19 protein-coding genes and 1 tRNA gene are annotated in these 19,558 nt (G+C 71.3%); 9 read left to right on the top strand and 11 right to left on the bottom strand.

The window, feature by feature from the left end; all coding sequences use genetic code 11:
• Positions 1-86: 86 nt before the first annotated feature.
• The 3 genes from ACYVLJ_RS11635 to ACYVLJ_RS11625 all read right to left on the bottom strand — a co-directional run bounded on the left by ACYVLJ_RS11635 (position 87) and on the right by ACYVLJ_RS11625 (position 1,284).
• Positions 87-174, bottom strand: a tRNA-Ser gene (locus ACYVLJ_RS11635).
• Between the two features lie 175 nt (positions 175-349).
• Complete coding sequence (locus tag ACYVLJ_RS11630) at positions 350-778, bottom strand: nucleoside deaminase (protein ID WP_451969538.1); 429 nt, start codon at positions 776-778, stop codon at positions 350-352.
• A gap of 23 nt (positions 779-801) precedes the next feature.
• Positions 802-1,284, bottom strand: coding sequence for a tRNA adenosine deaminase-associated protein (locus ACYVLJ_RS11625; RefSeq protein ID WP_451969540.1), 483 nt, complete (start codon positions 1,282-1,284; stop codon positions 802-804).
• 77 nt (positions 1,285-1,361) lie between these two features.
• Here ACYVLJ_RS11625 and ACYVLJ_RS11620 point away from each other — a divergent pair, with 77 nt between their 5' ends.
• Positions 1,362-2,591: a M20 metallopeptidase family protein gene (locus ACYVLJ_RS11620; protein WP_460438584.1), complete on the top strand. Its 1,230-nt coding sequence runs from the start codon at positions 1,362-1,364 to the stop codon at positions 2,589-2,591.
• Here ACYVLJ_RS11620 and ACYVLJ_RS11615 read toward each other — a convergent pair.
• Positions 2,588-4,537, bottom strand: a complete 1,950-nt coding sequence (locus ACYVLJ_RS11615) for a phosphocholine-specific phospholipase C (RefSeq protein ID WP_460438583.1) — start codon at positions 4,535-4,537, stop codon at positions 2,588-2,590. The genes ACYVLJ_RS11620 and ACYVLJ_RS11615 overlap by 4 nt on opposite strands.
• Before the next feature lie 78 nt (positions 4,538-4,615).
• On the opposite strand from ACYVLJ_RS11615, the gene ACYVLJ_RS11610 reads away from it, so the two are divergent.
• The 3 genes from ACYVLJ_RS11610 to thrS all read left to right on the top strand — a co-directional run bounded on the left by ACYVLJ_RS11610 (position 4,616) and on the right by thrS (position 6,887).
• Entirely contained in the window at positions 4,616-4,993 is a 378-nt protein-coding gene (locus ACYVLJ_RS11610) for a VOC family protein (protein ID WP_451969546.1), read from the top strand.
• Between the two features lie 26 nt (positions 4,994-5,019).
• Positions 5,020-5,475 carry a heme-degrading domain-containing protein gene (locus tag ACYVLJ_RS11605; protein ID WP_451969547.1) on the top strand — a complete coding sequence of 152 codons (456 nt, stop codon included), beginning with the start codon at positions 5,020-5,022 and terminating at the stop codon, positions 5,473-5,475.
• A 110-nt stretch (positions 5,476-5,585) separates the two neighbouring features.
• Entirely contained in the window at positions 5,586-6,887 is a 1,302-nt protein-coding gene (gene thrS / locus ACYVLJ_RS11600; RefSeq protein WP_460438642.1) for a threonine--tRNA ligase, read from the top strand.
• Here the strand turns inward: thrS and ACYVLJ_RS11595 are convergent.
• The 5 genes from ACYVLJ_RS11595 to ACYVLJ_RS11575 all read right to left on the bottom strand — a co-directional run bounded on the left by ACYVLJ_RS11595 (position 6,817) and on the right by ACYVLJ_RS11575 (position 11,878).
• Positions 6,817-7,659, bottom strand: coding sequence for a MerR family transcriptional regulator (locus ACYVLJ_RS11595; RefSeq protein ID WP_460438582.1), 843 nt, complete (start codon positions 7,657-7,659; stop codon positions 6,817-6,819). The genes thrS and ACYVLJ_RS11595 overlap by 71 nt on opposite strands.
• 110 nt (positions 7,660-7,769) lie before the next feature.
• A complete protein-coding gene (locus ACYVLJ_RS11590; RefSeq protein WP_460438581.1) occupies positions 7,770-8,597 on the bottom strand; it encodes an ABC transporter permease in 828 nt (275 codons plus the stop codon).
• Positions 8,594-9,487 (bottom strand): ABC transporter permease, encoded by an 894-nt coding sequence (locus ACYVLJ_RS11585; protein ID WP_451969551.1) that lies wholly within the window; start codon positions 9,485-9,487, stop codon positions 8,594-8,596. The genes ACYVLJ_RS11590 and ACYVLJ_RS11585 overlap by 4 nt, the downstream gene beginning before the upstream one ends.
• 124 nt (positions 9,488-9,611) lie before the next feature.
• On the bottom strand, positions 9,612-10,655 hold the full coding sequence (locus ACYVLJ_RS11580; RefSeq protein WP_460438580.1) for an ABC transporter ATP-binding protein: 1,044 nt from the start codon (positions 10,653-10,655) through the stop codon (positions 9,612-9,614).
• Positions 10,652-11,878, bottom strand: coding sequence for an extracellular solute-binding protein (locus ACYVLJ_RS11575; protein WP_460438579.1), 1,227 nt, complete (start codon positions 11,876-11,878; stop codon positions 10,652-10,654). The genes ACYVLJ_RS11580 and ACYVLJ_RS11575 overlap by 4 nt, the downstream gene beginning before the upstream one ends.
• Before the next feature lie 62 nt (positions 11,879-11,940).
• Here ACYVLJ_RS11575 and ACYVLJ_RS11570 point away from each other — a divergent pair, with 62 nt between their 5' ends.
• The 3 genes from ACYVLJ_RS11570 (at position 11,941) to ACYVLJ_RS11560 (ending at position 14,771) form a co-directional block, all read left to right on the top strand.
• Positions 11,941-12,645 carry a GntR family transcriptional regulator gene (locus ACYVLJ_RS11570; RefSeq protein WP_460438641.1) on the top strand — a complete coding sequence of 235 codons (705 nt, stop codon included), beginning with the start codon at positions 11,941-11,943 and terminating at the stop codon, positions 12,643-12,645.
• Positions 12,642-13,547, top strand: coding sequence for a dihydrodipicolinate synthase family protein (locus ACYVLJ_RS11565; protein ID WP_460438578.1), 906 nt, complete (start codon positions 12,642-12,644; stop codon positions 13,545-13,547). The genes ACYVLJ_RS11570 and ACYVLJ_RS11565 overlap by 4 nt, the downstream gene beginning before the upstream one ends.
• Before the next feature lie 198 nt (positions 13,548-13,745).
• A complete protein-coding gene (locus ACYVLJ_RS11560; protein ID WP_460438577.1) occupies positions 13,746-14,771 on the top strand; it encodes a fatty acid desaturase family protein in 1,026 nt (341 codons plus the stop codon).
• 43 nt (positions 14,772-14,814) lie between these two features.
• On the opposite strand, the gene ACYVLJ_RS11555 is transcribed toward ACYVLJ_RS11560, so the two are convergent.
• The gene (locus ACYVLJ_RS11555; RefSeq protein ID WP_460438576.1) at positions 14,815-14,937 is read right to left on the bottom strand and encodes a hypothetical protein; all 123 of its coding nucleotides are present in this window, start codon (positions 14,935-14,937) and stop codon (positions 14,815-14,817) included.
• 202 nt (positions 14,938-15,139) lie between these two features.
• On the opposite strand from ACYVLJ_RS11555, the gene lysA reads away from it, so the two are divergent.
• Together lysA and ACYVLJ_RS11545 are read left to right on the top strand one after the other, a co-directional pair.
• Positions 15,140-16,483: a diaminopimelate decarboxylase family protein gene (gene lysA, locus ACYVLJ_RS11550; protein WP_460438575.1), complete on the top strand. Its 1,344-nt coding sequence runs from the start codon at positions 15,140-15,142 to the stop codon at positions 16,481-16,483.
• A 339-nt stretch (positions 16,484-16,822) separates the two neighbouring features.
• Positions 16,823-17,299 carry an Lrp/AsnC family transcriptional regulator gene (locus ACYVLJ_RS11545; protein WP_451969559.1) on the top strand — a complete coding sequence of 159 codons (477 nt, stop codon included), beginning with the start codon at positions 16,823-16,825 and terminating at the stop codon, positions 17,297-17,299.
• Positions 17,300-17,340: 41 nt separating this feature from the next.
• Here ACYVLJ_RS11545 and helR read toward each other — a convergent pair whose 3' ends face one another.
• Positions 17,341-19,545, bottom strand: coding sequence for an RNA polymerase recycling motor ATPase HelR (gene helR / locus ACYVLJ_RS11540; RefSeq protein ID WP_460438574.1), 2,205 nt, complete (start codon positions 19,543-19,545; stop codon positions 17,341-17,343).
• Positions 19,546-19,558 lie beyond the last annotated feature (13 nt).

The raw sequence follows: 19,558 nt of genomic DNA, 5'->3' as shown, positions 1-19,558 counted from the left end.
CCTTCAAGTCAAGCCGCGTTCCGCGGGGAGTTCCCGAAACGCCGGAACCCCCGGCCAGCTGGGCTGACCGGGGGTCCGGGTGAGAGCGGTGGCGGTGGGATTTGAACCCACGGACGGGGATTAGCCGTCACACGATTTCGAGTCGTGCTCCTTCGGCCGCTCGGACACGCCACCGCCGAGAACAATACCGGAGGGTCGTCACGGGTCTCACGAGGGGTCGGCGGCCCGGCCGTTGCGCCACTTGACCTGGGCTTCCCGCACGGCGCTCGTCGCCTTCGCGCGGACGTCGCGGGCCACCGCGCGGACCCGGGCCCGCCGCGGCCCGCCGACTCCGGACGGCGGTTCCCGGTCAGCGAAGCGTCGCGAAGTACGTCTCCAAGACCGAGGCGCATTGCCGCTCGAGCACGCCGCCGTGCACTTCGGGGCGGTGGTTGAGACGGCGGTCACGCACGACGTCCCACAGCGACCCCACGGCCCCCGTCTTGGGCTCCCACGCGCCGAAGACGAGCCGGGCGACCCTGGCCAGGACGAGCGCGCCCGCGCACATCGTGCACGGCTCCAGCGTCACCGCCAGCGTGCAGCCCTCCAGCCGCCAGCCGTCGTCCACCACCCGGGCCGCCGCGCGCAGCGCGAGGATCTCCGCGTGCGCCGTCGGGTCGCCCAGCTCGACGCGGGCGTTGCGCGCCGCCGCCAGGGGTGCGCCGTCGGGGCCGAACACGACCGCCCCGATCGGCACGTCCGCGCCGGGAGCCCGCGCGGCTTCCAGCGCGGCCTCCACGGCCTCGGTGTCGGACGGGCGTCTCAGAGCTCGTCCAGGAACTTGACGAACTCGCTGCCGAACCCGCAGCGCTGCGCGACCATCTGCAGCTGCTCGTCCGGGTAGAGGTCGACCTCGGCGACGATGACCTGCAGCTCCGGCCCGGGCAGCCCGAGATCGGCGAGGATCTCCAGATCGCCCTCGGGCCAGACGGAGTCATCCTCCTCGTCGGGCGGGTCGACGCGCAGGACGTCGAGGACGTCCGCCGCGATGTCGTAGTCCAGCGCCGCCGCCGCGTCCGAGAGCAGCAGCGACGGCCCCCGTGGGCTCGGCCGGACGATGACGAAGAACTCGTCGTCGACCGCCAGCAGCCCGAAGCTCGCGCCGGTGGAACGTAGTTTGCCCAGTTCAGTGATCGCCGCGTCGAGCTCGGTCAACGCCCCCGGGTCGAGCGCACTGCACCGCCACCGACCGTCTTCCCGGACCACGGCTGCCGCGAAGCCCGTGACCGGCTCATCCACCGCCATGCGCACACCGTATTCCGCCCCCGGACGGAACGCACGCACGGTGCGCCCGAAGCGCCGCATGGGGCACTATCGGGACCATGACCGGCCCCACTGATCTGCCCACGCTGCCCGGCACGCCGTTCGCCGGCCTCCTCGGCGACGCGCGGGCGTTGCAAGACCGCACGGTCGCGCTGCGGCGAGCCGTGCACCGCCGCCCGGAGCAGGGCCTCCACCTCCCGATCACCCAGGCGGCGATCCGCGAAGCCCTCGTCGACCTGCCGCTGGAGATCACCGAAGGCAAGGCCACGACGTCGCTGACGGCCGTCCTGCGCGGCGCGCGCCCGGGACCGGCCGTGCTGCTGCGCGGCGACATGGACGCGTTGCCGCTGACCGAGGAGACCGGGCTGGACTTCGCGTCCGAGGACGCGGAGTCGATGCACGCGTGCGGGCACGACACGCACGTCGCGATGCTGGCTTCGGCGGCGCGGCTGCTCGCGGGGCGCAAGGACCAGCTGGCCGGGTCGGTCGTGTTCATGTTCCAGCCGGGCGAGGAGGGCCACCACGGGGCCCGGTTCATGATCCACGAGGGCGTGCTCGACGCGGCCGGGACGCGGGTCGAGCGCGCGTTCGGCGTGCACATCCTCGCCAACCTCCGCAGCGGGCTCCTGCAGGTCCGGCCGGGCCCGCAGATGGCGTCCGCGGACTCGTTCTCGGTGCTCGTGACCGGCAAGGGCGGCCACGGCTCCGCACCGCAGCACACCATCGACCCGGTGCCGGCGGCCGCGGCGATGGTCGGCGCGCTGCACACGATGATCACGCGCCGGGTCAGCGTGTTCGACCCCGCGGTGCTGTCGGTGACGCGGATCCAGGCCGGCACGACGACGAACATCATCCCGGAGACCGCCGAGCTGGAGGGCACGATCCGCACGCTGTCCGAGCAGACGCGCTCGCTTGTCCGCACCGAGCTGCCGAGGGTGTGCGAACAGGTCGGCGCGGCGTACGGCTGCCGCGTCGTCGCCGACGTCGAGCCGGGCTACCCGGTGACGGTCAACGACGAGCGCGTCGCCGCCGAAGTCCTGGCGCTCGGGGAAGCCGTGCTCGGCCGGGAGAACGTCGAACTGATGGCCGACCCGCTGATGGGCGCCGAAGACTTTTCCTACGTCCTGCAACGCGTTCAGGGCGCGTACGCGTTCCTGGGCGCGTGCCCGCCCGGCGTCGACCCCGTCGAGGCGGCGGCGAACCACTCGAACCGGGTGGTCTTCGACGAGGACGCCATGCCGAGCGGGGTCGCGATGCTCGCCGCCTTCGCGCTGGACGCCCTCCGCTAGGGCCCGGTCCGCGACGGACGGCCGTCTTCGAGGTGGCCGGCGAAGCGACGGCGCCACCCCGGCGCGTTCAGCGTGACGTCGTACCAGCCGTTCTTCGCCGGCACCGGGAAGTCGCGCGTGCCGCCCGGCGCGAGGGTGACGCCGTTCAGCGCGACCGGCTCCGGCCCGCTGTTGGTCACCGTGATCCGCAGCGCGGGCGCGTCCGTGTAGGCGACGGCCGCGTCGAGCCCGGCGCCGCCCGAGGCCTCCACGACGAAGCCGTTCGGGCCGTGGATCGCGATGTCGTACGACTCGCCGTACGCGATTTCGCCCGTCATCGCACCGCGCGGGCCGACGTCGAAGCGTTGTGACGCGCCGCCCGCGTGGTGGGCGTACGCGGCCAGCTGCAGCGCCTCCGTCCCGTGGTTGGCCAGGTGCAGCCGCAGCGCGCCCGGCCCGGCCGTCACCCAGGCGACCGGCTGGTACGGCAGCGGGCGCGCCTTGGCCGTGCCGGGGTCCTGCACCAGGGCACCGGGCCCCAGCCCGGGCTTCGGCAGCCGCGGCTGCGTCCGGGCGGCTTCGGCGCGCAAGGCGTTCGCGTCCGGCAGCGACGGGATCGACGGGTCGTGCGTGCGGAAGTCGAAGCAGCTGGTCAGGTCGCCGCAGATCAGGCGTCGCCACGCCGAGATGTTCGGCTCGCGCACGCCGGTCCACGTCTCGAGGAAACGCAGCACGGACGTGTGGTCGAAGACCTGCGAGTTCACCCAGCCGCCGCGGCTCCACGGCGAAACGACGGTCATCGGCACGCGCGGACCCAGCCCGATCGGCGCCCCCGCACCGGACGCCTCGCCCCGCTCCGGCCGGTTCCCCGGCAGGTACTCGCCCGGCGTCCCCGGCGGCGGCGTCGGCGGAACGACGTGGTCGAAGAACCCGTCGTTTTCGTCGTAGTTGATGAAGACGACGGTCGATTCCCACAGCTCCGGGTTGTCCCACAACGCTTTCAGCATCCGCTGGACGTAGGCGGCGCCGTCGACCGGCCGCGCGGCCGGGTGCTCGCAGTAGCCGTACGGCGCCACGACCCACGACACCGCCGGCAGCGTCCCGGCCGCGCAGTCGGCGATGAAGTCGGCCAGGGCGTGGTCGAGGTCCTCGCCCTTGCCGGAGTCGGGCAGGAGCTTCTTGCGCAGGTTTCCACGCTCGGCCAGCCGGTGCTGCACCGGGTCCATCGAGTACAGCGCGTCGTGGAAGTTCCGGAACAGCCACAGCGGGTTGTCGCCGTAGTCGCCGGCGAAGTGCTCGGGGACGCCGCGCTCCTCGTCGTTCGCGTAGATCCGCCACGTGATCCCCGCGGCCTCGAGCCGTTCCGGGTACGTCGTCCAGCGGAACGACGGCTCGTAGTCCGGGAAGTTGTGCGTGACGGGACCGCCGGCGACGCCGTCCGGGTCGACGGTGCCGGTCCAGTGGAACAGCCGGTTCGGCTGTGTCGGGCCCTGCATCGAGCAGAAGTAGCTGTCGCACAGCGTGAACGCCTTCGCGAGCGCGCGCTGGAACGGGATGTCGTCGTCCGTGAAGTACCCCATGGTCATGGGGCCCTTCGCGGTGACCCAGCCGTCGTACGCGCCGCCGTTCCACGCGCGGTGCGTCGTGTTCCAGTCGTGCGGCAGCTCCGTGAGGTCCTGGCCGTCCACAACGGACGTGTCGATGCGGAACGGCAGCACCGGCGCGCCCTTGCCGCGCTGGCCGAAGACGTCCCGCAGCGCAGCGGGGTCGCCGAAACCGCGGACGCCCGCCATGGTGCCGTAGTAGTGGTCGAACGACCGGTTCTCCTGCATCAGCACCACGACGTGCCGGACGTCGTCGATCGTGCCCGCTCGCGGGGCGGGAGCCGCGCACGCGGCCGGCAGCGAGCCGGCGACGGTGGCCGCGGCCGCGCCGCCGAGCACCGTGCGCCGCCGGACCCGGCCCATGCCCACCTCCTCGGGTGAGCTTTCCCCACGTCCGCGGGCCGGACAAGGAGTACGTTCGCCGCCGAGAGAGGAGTTCCCATGCTCGGCTCAGCGGAATTGGTCGCCTTCGCACCCTCGGCCGACCTGGAGCGCTCACGTGCCTTCTACACGGATGTCGCCGGGCTCGAGTTCATCGAGCAGTCCCCCTTCGCGTGTGTGTTCCGCAGTGGCGCGACCATGCTCCGCGTCACCGCCGTCGCCGAGTTCACGCCGCAGCCGTTCACGGTCCTCGGCTGGGCGGTCGCCGACATCCGGGCAGCGGTGGCCGAACTGCGTGGCCGTGGCGTGGAGTTCCTCACCTTCGACACGCTGCCACAGGACACCGACAAAATCTGGACCACGCCCGGTGGCCGGATCGCGTGGTTCGCCGATCCGGACGGCAACGTGCTGTCCCTGACCGAGTTCACTGGCAATTAAACAACAGTGTTGATTTAATGGCCCGCATGACCGACCTCGACCAGCTCGCCGACCAGGAGGACCGCCTCCAGTTCACGAAGTTCGACAACGAGACGGCACTGGCGCTCGGCGCCCAGCTGCTCGCCGCCGCGCGCGAACGCGGGCTGCCGGTGACCATCTCGGTCCGCCGCAACGGCCAGCGCCTCTTCCACGCGGCGCTGCCGGGCACGTCGGCGGACAACGACGCGTGGATCGACCGCAAGAGCCGCGTCGTGGACCGCTACGGCCACAGCTCCTTCCTGGTCGGCTCCCGGTTCCGCGCGAAGGGCGGCTCGTTCGAGCAGGACTCCCGCCTCAACCCGGACGAGTACGCGGCCCACGGCGGCGTGTTCCCGGTGATCGTCCGCGGCGTCGGCCCGGTCGGCACGGTGGGCGTGTCCGGCCTGCCCCAAGCCGACGACCACGCGTTCGTCGTCGAACAGCTGGAGCTGTTCCTGGCCTAGCCGTTCCGCAGGATCACGACGCGACCGCGAAAAGGGCTGGCGCCCCTTGCTACCGTCGAAGACATGAAGCGCGCAGCGAACACGACGACGCCGGAAAGTGTCCCGGCGCGCTGATCCATGCTCACGAAAGCCCGGGGCGGTCGCCCCGGGCTTCGTCTTGTGGTCACCGCCTCGCCGTCCGCGAGGAGACCACCATGCCCGATCACCGCAAGCTCGGCCGTGAACTCGGCCTGTTCGGCGGCGACCCGCTCATCGGCGCCGGCCTGCCCTACTGGCTGCCCGACGGCGCGCTCGTCCGGCACAGCCTGGAGGAGTACGTCCGCGGCCTCGAACGGCGCGCCGGCTACCAGCACGTCCATTCGCCCGTGCTCGCGAAACGCGAGCTGTACGAGGTTTCCGGGCACTGGTCGCACTACCGCGACGACATGTACCCGCCGATGGACGTCGGCGGCGAGCAACTCGTGCTGCGGCCGAGCCTGTGCCCGCACCACGCGCTGATCTACCGTTCGCGCGGCCGCAGCCACCGAGAGCTGCCGCTGCGGATGGCCGAGCTCGGCGCGATGTACCGCAGCGAGCTGTCCGGCGTGCTCGGCGGCCTGAACCGGGTGCGCGCGATCCAGCTCAACGACGCGCACGTCTTCTGCACTCTCGACCAGGTCGAGGCGGAGGCGGCCGCGGCGCTGGACCTGATCCGGCGGGCCTACGACGCGCTCGGCATCAGCCCTTCGCGCTACCGGCTTTCCCTCCCGGGTCCCGGCGGGAAGTACGTGGCCGGGAACTGGGACCGGAGCGTCGAAATCCTGCGTTCGGTCCTCGACGGGCTCCCGTACGACGCCGTCGAGGGCGAAGCGGCCTTCTACGGACCGAAGATCGACGTCCAGATCGCCGACAGCGCGGGCCGCGAATCGACCCTGTCCACCGTCCAGGTCGACTTCCACCAGCCCGCACAGTTCGGCCTCGAGTACGTCGGCGCGGACGGGGCGAAGCACCGGCCGGTCATGGTGCACCGCAGCATCATCGGCAGCGTCGAACGCGCGGTGGCGCAGCTGGTCGAGGTCCACGGCGGCGCGTTCCCGGCCTGGCTGGCGCCGGTACAGCTGCGGCTGCTGCCGGTTTCCGCCGCGGAGCTGCCCTACGCGCAGTCGCTTTTGGACAGGTGCGGGGAGCTGCGGGCCGAGATCGCGGCGGAGGGCAGCCTCGGCGCGCGGATCCGGGACGGGCGGCTGGTGCCGGTCCAGGCCGTGATCGGGCCGCGGGAAGCGGCGGCGGGTCTGCTTTCGCTGCGGCTGCGTGACGGAAGCCGCGTCGACGCCCGGCCGGCCGCGGACGCGCTGGCGTGGGTCAGCGCGTCGTCGCGGCCGCCAGCCAGTCGAGGGCCGGCTTCAGGCTTTCCGGAGCGGCCCAGCCGTTGATCACCGCGAGCAGCCGGAGGTAGCGCTCCCGGCGCGGGTCGTTGACGGCGCCGAGCCATTCCCGCAGCTCACCGGGGTCACGCCGGAGACCGTCGACGATCGCGGCGGCCTCCGGCGAGCCCGGTTCGACGCCGGCTTCGAGGGCCGGCCCGACGGCGTCGCGCACCTCGGCCGCGAAGTCACGGCGCAGGCCGCCTTCGTGCTGCTCGACGAGCCGGCGCAGGACGGCGCGGAACTCCTTGTCCTGAGTTAGCCCGGCGAGTTCGATCCAGGCTTCGACCTGGGCGGGGGCGGGGTTCTCGGGCAGTTCCGGGGTCAACGTGCGGGCGACCCCGGCGAGTTCGGGGCGGTCGCCCAGCGCTTCGGCGAGGAAGTCGTCGACCAGGCGACGTCGTTCCCCTTCGGACAGTCGGGCCAGCTCGTGCATGAGCGTCGTCTCCTCGGGGGTCGAACCGCGTTTCGCCACGGTCGTCAGCACCGCGTGCCGTACGCGCAGCACGCGGATCTGCAGGTCCAGGGCCTCGGCGTGCCTCGCCGCGACGTCGGCGACGGTCGCCTCGCCGTCGACGATCCGGCGGATCGTGGCGACGTCGACCCCCAGGTCCCGCAGCGTGCGGATCAGGCCGAGCCGGGCGAGTGCGGCGTCGTCATACCGGCGATGACCTGCGGTGGTGCGTCCGGACGGCGGCAGGAGGCCGCGGTCGGAGTAGAACCGGACGGCCTTGATCGTGAGGCCGGTCCGGCGGGCCAGCTCGCCGATCGAATACCGCATGCCGTCAGCCTGGCACCTCCCCTCGGGGGAGCGGCAAGCGTCAGGTTCGCCCGATCGTGTCGATCACATGTTCGACTTTCGCGGTAATGTCGATCACATGAGCGAACGGACTAGCTCTCTTCCCGGATCCGGGTCACCAGCTGGGTCGGGTTCACGAACCGCAACGCGACGAGAAGGAGCACGAGCATGGAAGCGGTGTAGATGGTCGCCATCGCGTCGACCGACTGGTTCGCGCGGATGCCCGCGGCGAACACGGAGTTGTAGAGGGCGACGACGAGGGTCGTCGAGTCCGGGCCGGCGGTGAGGAACGTCAGCTCGAACATGCCGACCGTCCGGACGAGCACCAGGATCGAGGCGGCCAGGATCCCCGGCAGCAGCAGGGGACCCAGGATCCGGGTGAACACCGAGACGGTCCGCGCACCGGACATGCGCGCCGCGGCTTCGATCTTCGGGTCGATCTGCTCGATGAACGGCGTCATGGTCAGCACGACGAACGGCACCGACGGCACCAGGTTCGCCAGGATCACGCCGGTGGTCGTGCCGGCCAGGTGGAACTTGTAGAGCACGGTGGCCAGCGGAATGCCGTAGGTGATGGGAGGGATCAGGATCGGCAGCACGAACAGCAGCATCACCAGGCGCTTGCCGGGGAACGAGCGGCGAGCCAGGGCGTAGGCGGCCGGAACGCCGACGGCCACCGACACGGCGATCACCACCAGGGCGACGACCGCCGTCGTGAGGAGGACGTCCGAGAGACCGAACTCGCGCCAGGCGTCGGCGTACCAGTGGGTGGTGAAGCCGTCCGGGAGCCAGGTGCCGAACCACTGCCTGCCGAACGAGTCGACGACCACCGAGAGCACCACACCGGCGAGGTTGACGAAGAAGAACACGACGACGGCCCAGACGACCCAACGTCCGGGACGCGCGACCCAACCGGTCATCCCTTGCCTCCGGTCGCTCCGCGGTACAGCGTGCCGCGCCACGCCATCACCAGGCCGATCACGATCAGCATGACCACGGCCATGAGCATCGCGACGGCCGAGCCCATCGAGTAGTCGTACTCCTCGAACGCGGCGTGGTAGGCCGCGATCGAGATGACGCGCGTCTCGTTCGCGGGGTCGCCGACGAGCTGCGCGCTCGGGAAGACGGAGAACGCCATGACGAACGAAAGGCAGAAGGTGATCGCCAGGCCGGGAGCCAGCAGAGGCAGCGTGATCCGCCGGAAGCGCTGGACCCAGTTCGCGCCGAGGGTCGCGGCAGCCTTCTCCAAGGAGGGGTCGATGCCGGAGAGATAGGACAACGTCAGCAGGAACGAGAACGGGAAGCCGGTGATCACCAGGGAGAGCAGCACGCCGGTGTAGTTGTGGATCAGCGGGAGCGGCTGGTCGGTGACGCCGAGGACGGTGAGCACCTTGTTCAGCCAGCCCGCCGGCCCGCCGTACATGATCAGGCCCTGCGCGGTGAGCACCGTGCCGAGCGTGATCGGCACGACGAGGATCGTCGTCAGGAGGCGCTTGCCCCGCACGCGGCCACGCATGACGTAGGCGATCGGGATGCTGGCGAGGACGTTGACGAACGTCGCGGGCAGCGCGATCGACAGCGTGGTCCAGATGGTGTCACGGAGGTAGGGATCACTGAAGAACCGCGCGTAGTTGGCGAAGACACCACCCTTGCGCGGGGCGAAGGACAGCTGGAGGCCGTAGAGGAAGGGGTACAGGAACAGGCAGAGGATGACGAGCAAGCCGGGCACGAGGAGCACCAGCGTCCGGTCGACCCCGCGTTCGGCGAGCCGGTGCCGGAGCGCCGGGCGGGCACTCACCACGGCGGTCACGGCGCGACCGCCAAGGCAACCCGCGCAGCGAGCGCGGCGAGACCACTGGAGCGGCCCCCATGGCTCGCACGGACTAATGCGACCGGGGCGGCCAGGCCAACCGGGGCGGCGACACTCGCGGCGGTCATGGCGCGAACACCAGGACCCGCTCGGCCGGCACGCCGATCTGGACCGTGTCGCCCGGCGCCAGGCGCTTGTCGGTCCGGAAGTAGACCGGCAGGCCGCTCGCCAGCCGGGCCGAGATCGACAGCTCGCGGCCGTGGTACTCGACTATCTCGACCGTGACGTCAAGGGCGTTGTCCGCGCCGTCGCCGACCACGAAGTCCTCCGGGCGGATCGCCACCTTGGCCGGGCCCTCCATGCGGGAACCGCGGCCCGTCAAGCGGACGCCGGTGCCCTCGACCGTGACCGTGGTGCCCGTCGTGGCGGTGATCGTCAGGTCCAGGAGGTTGCGGTAGCCCATGAACGACGCGACGTAGCTGTTCACCGGCTGGGCGTAGACCTCCTCGGGGGTGCCGATCTGCTGGACCGCGCCCTCGCGCAGCACCACCAGGCGGTCGGCCAGGGACAGGGCCTCTTCCTGGTCGTGGGTGACGTACACCGTGGTCAGGCCCAGCGTCTGGTGGAGGCGGCGGATCTCCATGCGCATCTCGAGCCGGAGCTTGGCGTCCAAGTTGGACAGTGGCTCGTCCATCAGGACGACCGGGGGCTCCAGCACGACCGCGCGGGCGATCGCGACGCGCTGCTGCTGCCCGCCGGAAAGCTGCGCGGGGAACTTGGCCGCGTGGTCGGTGAGCTGCACCAGGCGCAGGGCCTCGTCGACCCGGCGGCGGGCGTCGGCGCGGCCGACCTTGCGCATCTTGAGGCCGAAGCCGACGTTGGCGCGGACCGTCATGTGCGGGAACAGCGCGTAGTTCTGGAAAACCATCCCGAACCCGCGCTGCTCCGGGGGTTGCCCGTCGATGCGGGTGTCGTCGAGCCAGATGCTGCCGCCCGTCAGGGGCAGCAGGCCGGCCAGGCAGTTGAGGGCCGTCGACTTGCCGCAGCCGGACGGGCCGAGCAGGGCCACGAACTCGCCGCGGGCGATGGCGAGGTCGAGGCCGCTCAGGGCGTTCGCGGAGCCGAAGCTTCGCGAGACCCCGTCCAGCCGCAGCTGCTCGAACGTCACTTCTTGCCGACCTTCGAGCCGCCGACCAGCTGGTTCCACTTGTCGAACGCCTTCACCTGCTGCTCGGCCGGCAGCGAGGTCTCCTTGGGGTACTGCGCGATCCACTGCTCGTACTCCGGGCGCCCGAACTGCTTGATCGTGTCCTGGCTCTTCTGCGGCGCCATCTGCAGCGTGACGTCCTTGACTGCCGGGCCGGGGTAGAAGTAGCCGTCGTCGTAGGCGATCGCCTGCTGGTCCGGCTTCAGCATCCACGCGATCAGCTGCAGGATCGCCGACTCCTGGTCGGGGGACAGGCCCTTGGGGATGAGCGCGTACTGGGCGTCGGTGACCCAGTGCATCGGCTGCATGATCGCCGTCTTCACCGTGTTGGGCACCGTGCCGAGCTTGCGCGGGTTGATGTCCCAGCCGGTCGTCGACATGATCATGTCGACCGAGCCCGACGCCAGGTTCTTCATCGTCTCGGTGGTGCCGGACGGGTAGTACTTCACGTACTTGCCCAGCTCCTGCAGGAACGCCCAGGTCTTGTCCCAGCCCTTGTCCGGGTCCTTGGGGTCCTTGTCGCCGAGCAGGTACGGCAGGCCCATCAGGAACGTGCGACCCGGGCCGGAGTTCGACGGCTGGGCGTACTGGAACTTCTCCGGGTGCGCCTTGGCCCAGTCGAGCAGCGCCTGCGGGGACGCCGGGGCCTGCGGGACCGCCGACGGGTTGAACTCCAGCAGCGGGCCGGACGGGTAGTAGACGACCTCGACGCCGTAGCCGTTGGCGAGCTCCTGCATCTTGGCCGCGGGCTCGAGGTAGTTCTGCATCAGGTTCGGGAACCGGCTCGAGAAGTCCGGCAGCACCTTGGCCAGGGTGCCGTTCGCGATGCCGGCGGACAGGCCGTCGGTGCCGCTGAGGACCAGGTGCGTCTGGGCGACGCCGCCGTCCTGCTCGGCCTTGAGCTTGCCCGCCATGCTCGGTGCGGGCGCCGTCGAATAGGTGACCTTCGAGAGCACTTCCGGGTGCGCGGCCTTGAAGTTCTCGATCATCTGTTTGGTCAGCTGCAGGTTGCCCGCGATGTCGAGGATGTTCAGGTCGACGGGCTTGCTCGGCTTGTCCGGCACGGCCGACGGGTTCGCCGCCTGGCCGCCGTCACCGCCCGGCGCCCCGCAAGCCGCCAGGCCGGCGGTGAGGCTCACCGCCAGCAGCACTCGTCGGAATCGGAAGCCGGTGCGACGCTGCATGGCTGCTCCCTGGGTCCGTGATAATGTTGTATGTCGCATCGTATATCAGATCGGACATGCCAGTGGCGAGCACTTCTTCGGCCAGGAGGCCGCCGCCGCCCGTGTCGCGCACGGATTTCGTGCGGGACGCGATCAAGGAAGCGATCTTGAGCGGGGAGTTCGGGCCGGGCGAAACGCTCGCCGAGGCCGAGGTCGGCGCGCTGCTCGGGGTGTCGAAGACGCCGGTGCGCGAAGCACTGCGGATCCTCGCGGGTTCCGGTTTGGTCACGATGAGCACGTACAAGGGGGCGGCGGTCCGGGTCATGGACGCCAAAAGCGCGCACGCGGTGTTCGACCTGCGCGCCCTCCTCGAGCCCGAGGCCGTCCGGCGCTCGGTCGAGCTCGGCGCCGATTTCACCGAGGCGAGGAGCGTGCTCGCGGAGGTCGGGACCGGTACCGACGCCACCGACCGCGCGAAGGCCAGCCTGACGAACCGGCTGTTCCACCGTGCGCTCTACGCCGGGTGCGGGAACCCGCTGCTGGTCGAGATCCTGGACGGCCTGCGCGACCAGGCCGCGCTGATCACCGTCACCGGCTGGGGCATCAGCCCGACGTGGCAGGGCGAAGCGGCCGAGCACCGGGCGATCCTGACCGCCGCCGAGAGCGGGAACGCCCGGCAGGCCGAGCACCTGCTGCGCCGGCACATCACGGATTTCCTCGACCGGGTCGCGTTCGGGCTCCGAGGCGAAGACGGCGAACACACCGCAGACACGAAGGGGGCCCGATGACGTTCGAGCAGCAGAGGCGGCGGCTTTCCGGGGTGGTGGCCATCCCGGTCACGCCGTTCGACGCCGAGGGCGCCGTCGACGGCCAGACGTACGCGAAGCTCGTCGACCGGCTGATCACCGGCGGCGTCGAGGTCGTGACGCCGAACGGGAACACCGGCGAGTTCTACGCGCTGGACGCCGGCGAAGCCCGGCAGTGCCTGGAGGTCACGGTCGAGGCCGTGGCCGGCCGGGCAAGCGTGCTCGCCGGGATCGGGCACGACGTCGCGTCGGCGACGAGGGCCGCGGCGCACGCGCGGGACGCCGGGGCCGACATGATCATGATCCACCAGCCGGTGCACCCGTACATCTCCGGCGACGGCTGGGTCGACTACCACGCCGCCATCGCGGCCGCGGTGCCCGAACTCGGCGTGGTGCTCTACGTCCGGAACCCGGTGATCTCCGGCGAGCAGCTGCGCGCGCTGGGCGAGGCCGCGCCGAACGTCATCGGCGTGAAGTACGCCGTGCCGGACCCGGTGCGCTTCGGTTCGGTCGCGCGGGACGCGGGCTTCGAACGGTTCGTGTGGATCGCCGGCCTGGCCGAGCTCTCGGCGCCCGGGTACTTCGCCGTCGGCGCCACCGGCTTCACGTCGGGCCTGGTGAACGTCGACCCGGCGATCTCGCTGGAGATGTTCCACGCACTGTCCACAGGGGACTATCCGGCCGCGATGGCGGTCTGGGAGCGGATCCGGCCGTTCGAAGAGCTGCGCGCGGCGAACGGGAACGCCAACAACGTCAGCGTGGTCAAGGACGCGCTCGGCCAGCTCGGCCTCTGCCGCCCGGACGTCCGGCCGCCGAGCCGGCTGCTGACGGCCGGCGAACGCGAGCGGATTTCCGGTTTGCTGTCGTCGTGGGGGCTCGCCTGAGACCTGCCCGTCACCTGGGCTTGGCACGCTGTACAGGTCGCGGCGATTGCCATCGGGCGGCCGGGGGTGAGACCCTGGGGCCATCCGCGGAGCGAGCCCGCGGGCAGGCCCCAGTGGCCCTTATCCCGGATCGGGTCCGGCGTGTCATGCCCGGAAGCCGTTGCTGGACAAGCGTTTCAGCTGACCAGGACGGCGGACATGACTTCGCTCCAGGCTTCGGAAACCACGCGCGGAAGCGACTTCGCCGAGCTTTCGCGGCTCATCAAGGACGCGGGACTGCTGCGGCGCCGACGGCGGTACTACGCCGTCCGGATCGGGCTCAACCTCGCCGCGTTCGGCGGCGGCTGGGTCGCCTTCGCCTACCTCGGCGACTCGTGGTGGCAGCTGCTCCTCGCCGCGTTCTTCGCGATGATGTTCGCGCAGCTGTCGTTCGTCGGGCACGACGCCGGGCACAAGCAGATCTTCCGCAGCCGCCGGGCGAACGACGCCACCGGGTTCGTCCACGGTGGACTCACCGGGCTGAGCTACGGCTGGTGGATCGGCACGCACGCGCGGCACCACGCCAACCCGAACCACGAGGACGAGGACCCGGACGTCGACATCGCCGCGCTCGCGTTCAGCCGTGCGCAGAGCTCGCGCAAGCGGGGGTTCCTGCGCTGGGTGGCGAAGTACCAGGCGTTCCTGTTCTTCCCGCTGCTGCTGCTCGAAGGCCTGAACCTGCACGTCTCGAGCGTGAAGGCGGTTCTGCGCAAGGATCTTCGCCGCCGCAAACTGGAGTCCGCGCTCCTGATCGCCCACCTCGCGGCCTACCTCGCGGCCGTGTTCATCGTGCTTTCGCCGCTGACCGGCGTCATCTTCATCCTCGTGCACCAGTTCCTGTGGGGCCTGTACATGGGCTGCTCGTTCGCGCCCAACCACAAGGGCATGGAGATGCTCTCGACCGGCCACGAACTCGACTTCCTGCGCAAGCAGGTGCTGACGTCGCGCAACATCCGCGGCGGCCGGGTCGTCGACTTCGCGCTCGGCGGGCTGAACTACCAGATCGAGCACCACCTGTTCCCGAGCATGGCCCGGCCGAACCTCCGGCACGCGCAGGTGATCGTCCGGGACTTCTGCGCCCGGCACGGCATCGCCTACTCCCAGTGTGGCTGGGCCCGCTCGTACGGCTACGTGCTGCAGCACCTCCACGAGGTGGGTGAGCCGCTCCGGACGGCGAAGGCCTAGTCCGCCCGCCCGAACGCGGCGAACACGGCCGGGACGAACGTCGTCACCTCGGCCACCAGCCGTCGACGACCTCCAGCGCGTTGACTCCGAACGCGGGGAACCGGCCGTCGTGGCGGAGGTACGTCGCCATCGCCGTGGCACGCGTCCGGCGGAACGTCTCCTGCAAACCATGCCCCGCGTGACGACGGCGACCCCGGAAATTTAGCTTCGCGCAGGTTAACCGGGGTGTGGCCGAAGTTACTCGCGCGTCAATACGGAGTAAGCGGACGACGGAAAGGCGTCAGGAGGGCATTCACGGGGGACGCGCGGCGAAGGCGGCGGCGGTGTCCTGACGGAGTCCGATCCGCCGTGATGCCCGGAGGCACCCCGTGACGCTCAGCGAGCTTCTTCCCAGCCTCGGCTGCGAAGCCGCCGATCACCTCGAGCCAGGAGTCTGGCCGCGAAGCACCCGACTCGGCGAAGACGGCGAACTCCTCTTCGCCGGCGCGAAGGTCAGCCACCTCGCCGCGCGCTTCGGGACGCCAGCGTACTTCGTCGACGAACAGCAGGTACGCGACGTCGCCCGCGAGTACCGCGAAGCGCTGCCGGACGTCGAAGTCGCGTACGCGAGCAAGGCGCTGTGTACGCGCTCTGTACTGCGCTGGGTCGCCGAAGAGGGGTTGTCGCTCGACACGTGCTCCGCGGGCGAGATCGCCGTCGCGCGCTCAGTCCGCTTCCCCGCGGAGCGGATGCTGCTGCACGGCAACGCGAAGACGCCCGAAGACCTGAAGGCCGCTCTCGAGTACGGCGTCCGGCGGATCGTCGTCGACTCGCTCGACGAGATCGCGCAGCTCGGCGCCCTCACCCCCGGCGCACAGCAGGTGATGATCCGGGTGACGCCGGGGGTCGCGGCGGGGGCGCACGCGGCCATCAGTACCGGCACCGAGGGCCAGAAGTTCGGGTTTTCCCTGCTCGATGGCGTTCCGGACAACGTCGACGCGGCGGTGCGCGCGGTCCGGGGCCAGCCTGGCCTGCGGCTGGCCGGGCTGCACTGCCACATCGGCTCGCAGGTCTCGCGCGTCGACCGGTACGAAGCCGCCGCACGACGGATGGCCGAGGTGCTGGTCCGGATCCGCGACACCCACGGCGTCACGCTGCGGGAGCTCGACCTCGGCGGCGGGCACGCGGTGCCGTACGTCGGCGGCGAGCCCGCGTTCGACCTCGGCGGCTACTCGCGACGGCTGCGCGTGGCCCTCGGCTACGAATGCGCGGCGCACGGCTTTCCGGTGCCGCGGCTGACGATCGAGCCGGGCCGCGCCATCGTCGGGCCGGCCGGGATCACCGTGTACCGCGTGTGCGCGGTCAAGCGCGGCACCCGCACGTTCGTCGCGGTCGACGGCGGCATGAGCGACAACGCGCGGCCGTCGCTCTACGGTGCCCGCTACACGACGCGCCTCGTCGGACGCCGCTCCCGGGAGAAGCGCGTCCCGATGACCGTCGTGGGCCGGCACTGCGAGTCGGGCGACGTCCTCGCCGACGGCCTCCTCCTGCCCGGTGACCTGCACGCCGGCGACCTGCTGGCCGTGCCCTGCACCGGCGCGTACCACCACTCGCTGGCGTCGAACTACAACCAGGTCGGCCGGCCACCGCTGGTCGGCGTGAAGGAGGGCGTCGCGACGCTGCTGGTGCGCCGGGAGACGGAGGAGGACCTCAGCCGCCGCGACCTGGGCTGACCACGGCGAGTCCGATGTGGATGGTGCCACGGCAACCGGGCACCCCGGCCGCGGACTGCTGTCGATGGCGTAGTCCGACCCGCGGGTCGGCCGAACACCGGGCCCCACGGCGCGGTCGTCCGGGCCGGGTGAGCGCGCCCGCTGTGCGCGGGGCCGCAGATCCGCCCGTGAACCGCCTCGGAATGCCTTGTGATTTTCCCTCCGCGCCACCGAATCCTCGGCTGACGGCACAATCGGCGCCGGATCGCGTGAAGCTGGCGCTGGGGTCTCGCTTTCTCGGCAGGTCTCGATACGCTGCGCACTTGACAAATCACATGCCGAAACACAGGGAGGGCCGGCATGGGTGACGATTCACGAGCGCGCGGACTGGACAACACGGACAGATCGCTGATCGCCCTGCTGCAGCAGGACGGCCGCGCGTCGTTCACCGCGCTCGCGAAGGCGGTCGGGCTCTCGGAGGGAGCCGTCCGCCAGCGCGTGCAACGGTTGCTGCGCGACGACCTCATGCAGATCGTGGCGGTGACCGACCCGGCCAACGTCGATCTGACGAGGCAGGCGATGGTCGGGATCAGCGTCGACGGCGCTGATCCCCGCGAGGTCGCCGACAGATTGTCGGACCTGCCCAACGTGCACTACGTCGTGTTGTGCGCCGGGCGGTACGACTTGCTGGCCGAGCTCGTCTGCCGGGACGACGACCACATGCTCGAAGTCCTCGGCGAGGAGATCCGCAAGATCGAGGGCGTCTCCGGGACCGAGCTGTTCGTCTACCTGAAGCTGGCCAAGCAGAACTACGCCTGGGGCCGGCTCACGGCGTGACCGCCGGGGATGACGGCTCCCCACCCGCCATCCCCGACCGGCTACAGGAACCGCCGGTACCCGGCCCGCGCCGGCGCGCCCGCTTCGGCGATCCCGGACAGCGCGGCCGGCAGCGGATCCCGGTGCAGCACCCCGAGGCGTTGCGTGGCGCGGGTGAGCGCGACGTAGAGCTCGGCCGCGCCGCGCGCGCCTCCCGCCAGGATCCGCTCCGGCTCGACGACCAGGACGGCGTCGAACTCCAGGCCCTTGACCGCCGACGGCGTGACCGCGCCCGGCACGCCGGGCGGGCCGATGACGACGCTGGTGCCTTCGCGCCCGGCCTCGTCGCGGACGAAGTCGCCGATGGCCTCCTGCACATCGCCGTCCGCAACTCGCCTGGCCCACGGCCGTACTCCGCACGCGCGCACCGATTCCGGCGGCCGGACGCCCGGCGCGAACTCCGCCAGCAGCGCCCCGGCGACGGTCATGATCTCCGCCGGGGTCCGGTAGTTCACGGTCAGCTCGCGGTACACCCACCGGTCGCCGACGTACCGCTCGAGCACCGGCGCCCACGCCGTCGCGCCGGCCGCGCCGCGCCGCTGCGCGAGGTCGCCGACGATCGTGAACGAGCGGCTCGGGCACCGCCGCATCAGCACCCGCCAGTCCATTTCGGACAGTTCCTGCGCCTCGTCGACGACGACGTGCCCGTACGTCCAGTCGCGGTCGACGGCCGCGCGTTCGGCGAGGTCACGGGTGTCGCGCTCGTCGAACCGCCCGGCCAGTTCGCCGGCGTCGAGCAGGTTCTCCGCGCCGAGCATGACGTCTTCGTCCAGTTCCTCGCGGTCCAGCTTGATGAGGTCCATGACCCCGGCGGCGTACTCCTCGTCCTCCGCCGTCCGGCGGCGCGCGGCGGCGCGTTCGGCGGAGTCGTCCCGGCCGAGCAGGCCGGCCAGCTCGTCGAGCAACGGCACGTCGGACACCGTCCAGGCCGCGCCGTCCGCGCGGAACAACGCCGGATCGGCGCCGGCCGCTTCGAGCCGGTGCGGCGACGTGTACAGCGAGGCCAGCAAGGTTTCCGGCGTCAGCTCGGGCCACAGCTCGCCGAGCGCGGCGTCGAACCCTTCGTGCTCCGCCAGTTCGTCGAGGACGTCGGCGCGCAGGTCGGCCCACGCGCCGCGGTCCTCCCAGGTCAGCCAGCCTTCACCGATCTTCGTCACGGCCCGGTCGGCGACGGCCGCAGTGACGTGCTCGCGGAAGACCGCGCGGGCCTCGTTGTGCGGCAGGCCCGACCGGCGTGCTTCGAGCCGGGCCTCGTCCGCGACGCCGGCGTCGAGGGGCACGGTGACGTCGGCCAGTTCGACCGGCACCGGCTCGGCCGGCACGGCCTGCCGGTCGGCGACCGCGGCCGCCAGCACGTCGAGGATCTTCAGCGACCCCTTGAGCTTCGCGACCTTCGGCGCGTCTTCGGCGGTGACGCGCAGACCGGGCACGAGGTCGCCGGTGGTCAGGAACACGACGTCCGATTCACCGAGCGAAGGCAGCACCCGGCCGATGTGGTCGAGGAACAGCGGGCTCGGCCCGACCACGAGCACGCCGCTGCGCGACATCCGTTCGCGCCGGGTGTAGAGCAGGTAGGCCACCCGGTGCAGCGCGACGGCGGTCTTCCCGGTGCCGGGCCCGCCTTCGACGACCAGGACGCCCGAATGCCCGAGGCGGATGATCTCGTCCTGCTCGGCCTGGATCGTCGCGACGATGTCCCGCATGCCCCGGCCGCGCGGGGCGCTGATCGCGGCGAGCAGCGCCGCGTCGCCGCGCTCGTGGTCGCCCGGACGGCCGAGCACCTCATCCGTGAAATCGACGATCCGCCGCCCCGACGTCCGGAACTGACGGCGGCGGCGCATGTTTTCCGGGGTCGCCGCGGTGGCGACGTAGAACGGCCGTGCCGCCGGCGCCCGCCAATCCAGCAGGAACGGTTCGTAGTCGTTTTCGGCGTCGAAGAGCCCGATCCGGCCGATGTAGCTGGTTTCCCCGGAAACGGCGTCGAGCCTGCCGAAGCAGAGCCCGTTGTCGGCGACGTCCAGCCGGGCCGCCTCCCGCGACCGGAACCGCACGTCGTCGTCCCGTTCCCCGAGCGCGACCCCGGAATCCCCGAGCGCGCCGCGGAACCGGGCCCGCGCCACCGCGCGCTCGCGGTCGAGCCGCTCGTACAGTCCGGCGACGTAGGCCCGTTCTTCCCGCAATTCCTCGTCGTACCCCTGGTTTGACAAGTTCCCCTCACAG

The sequence above is a fragment of the Amycolatopsis stemonae genome, assembly GCF_054781455.1.
Note: the sequence above shows the minus strand (reverse complement) of the source record. Positions and strands in the feature narration are given on the sequence as shown.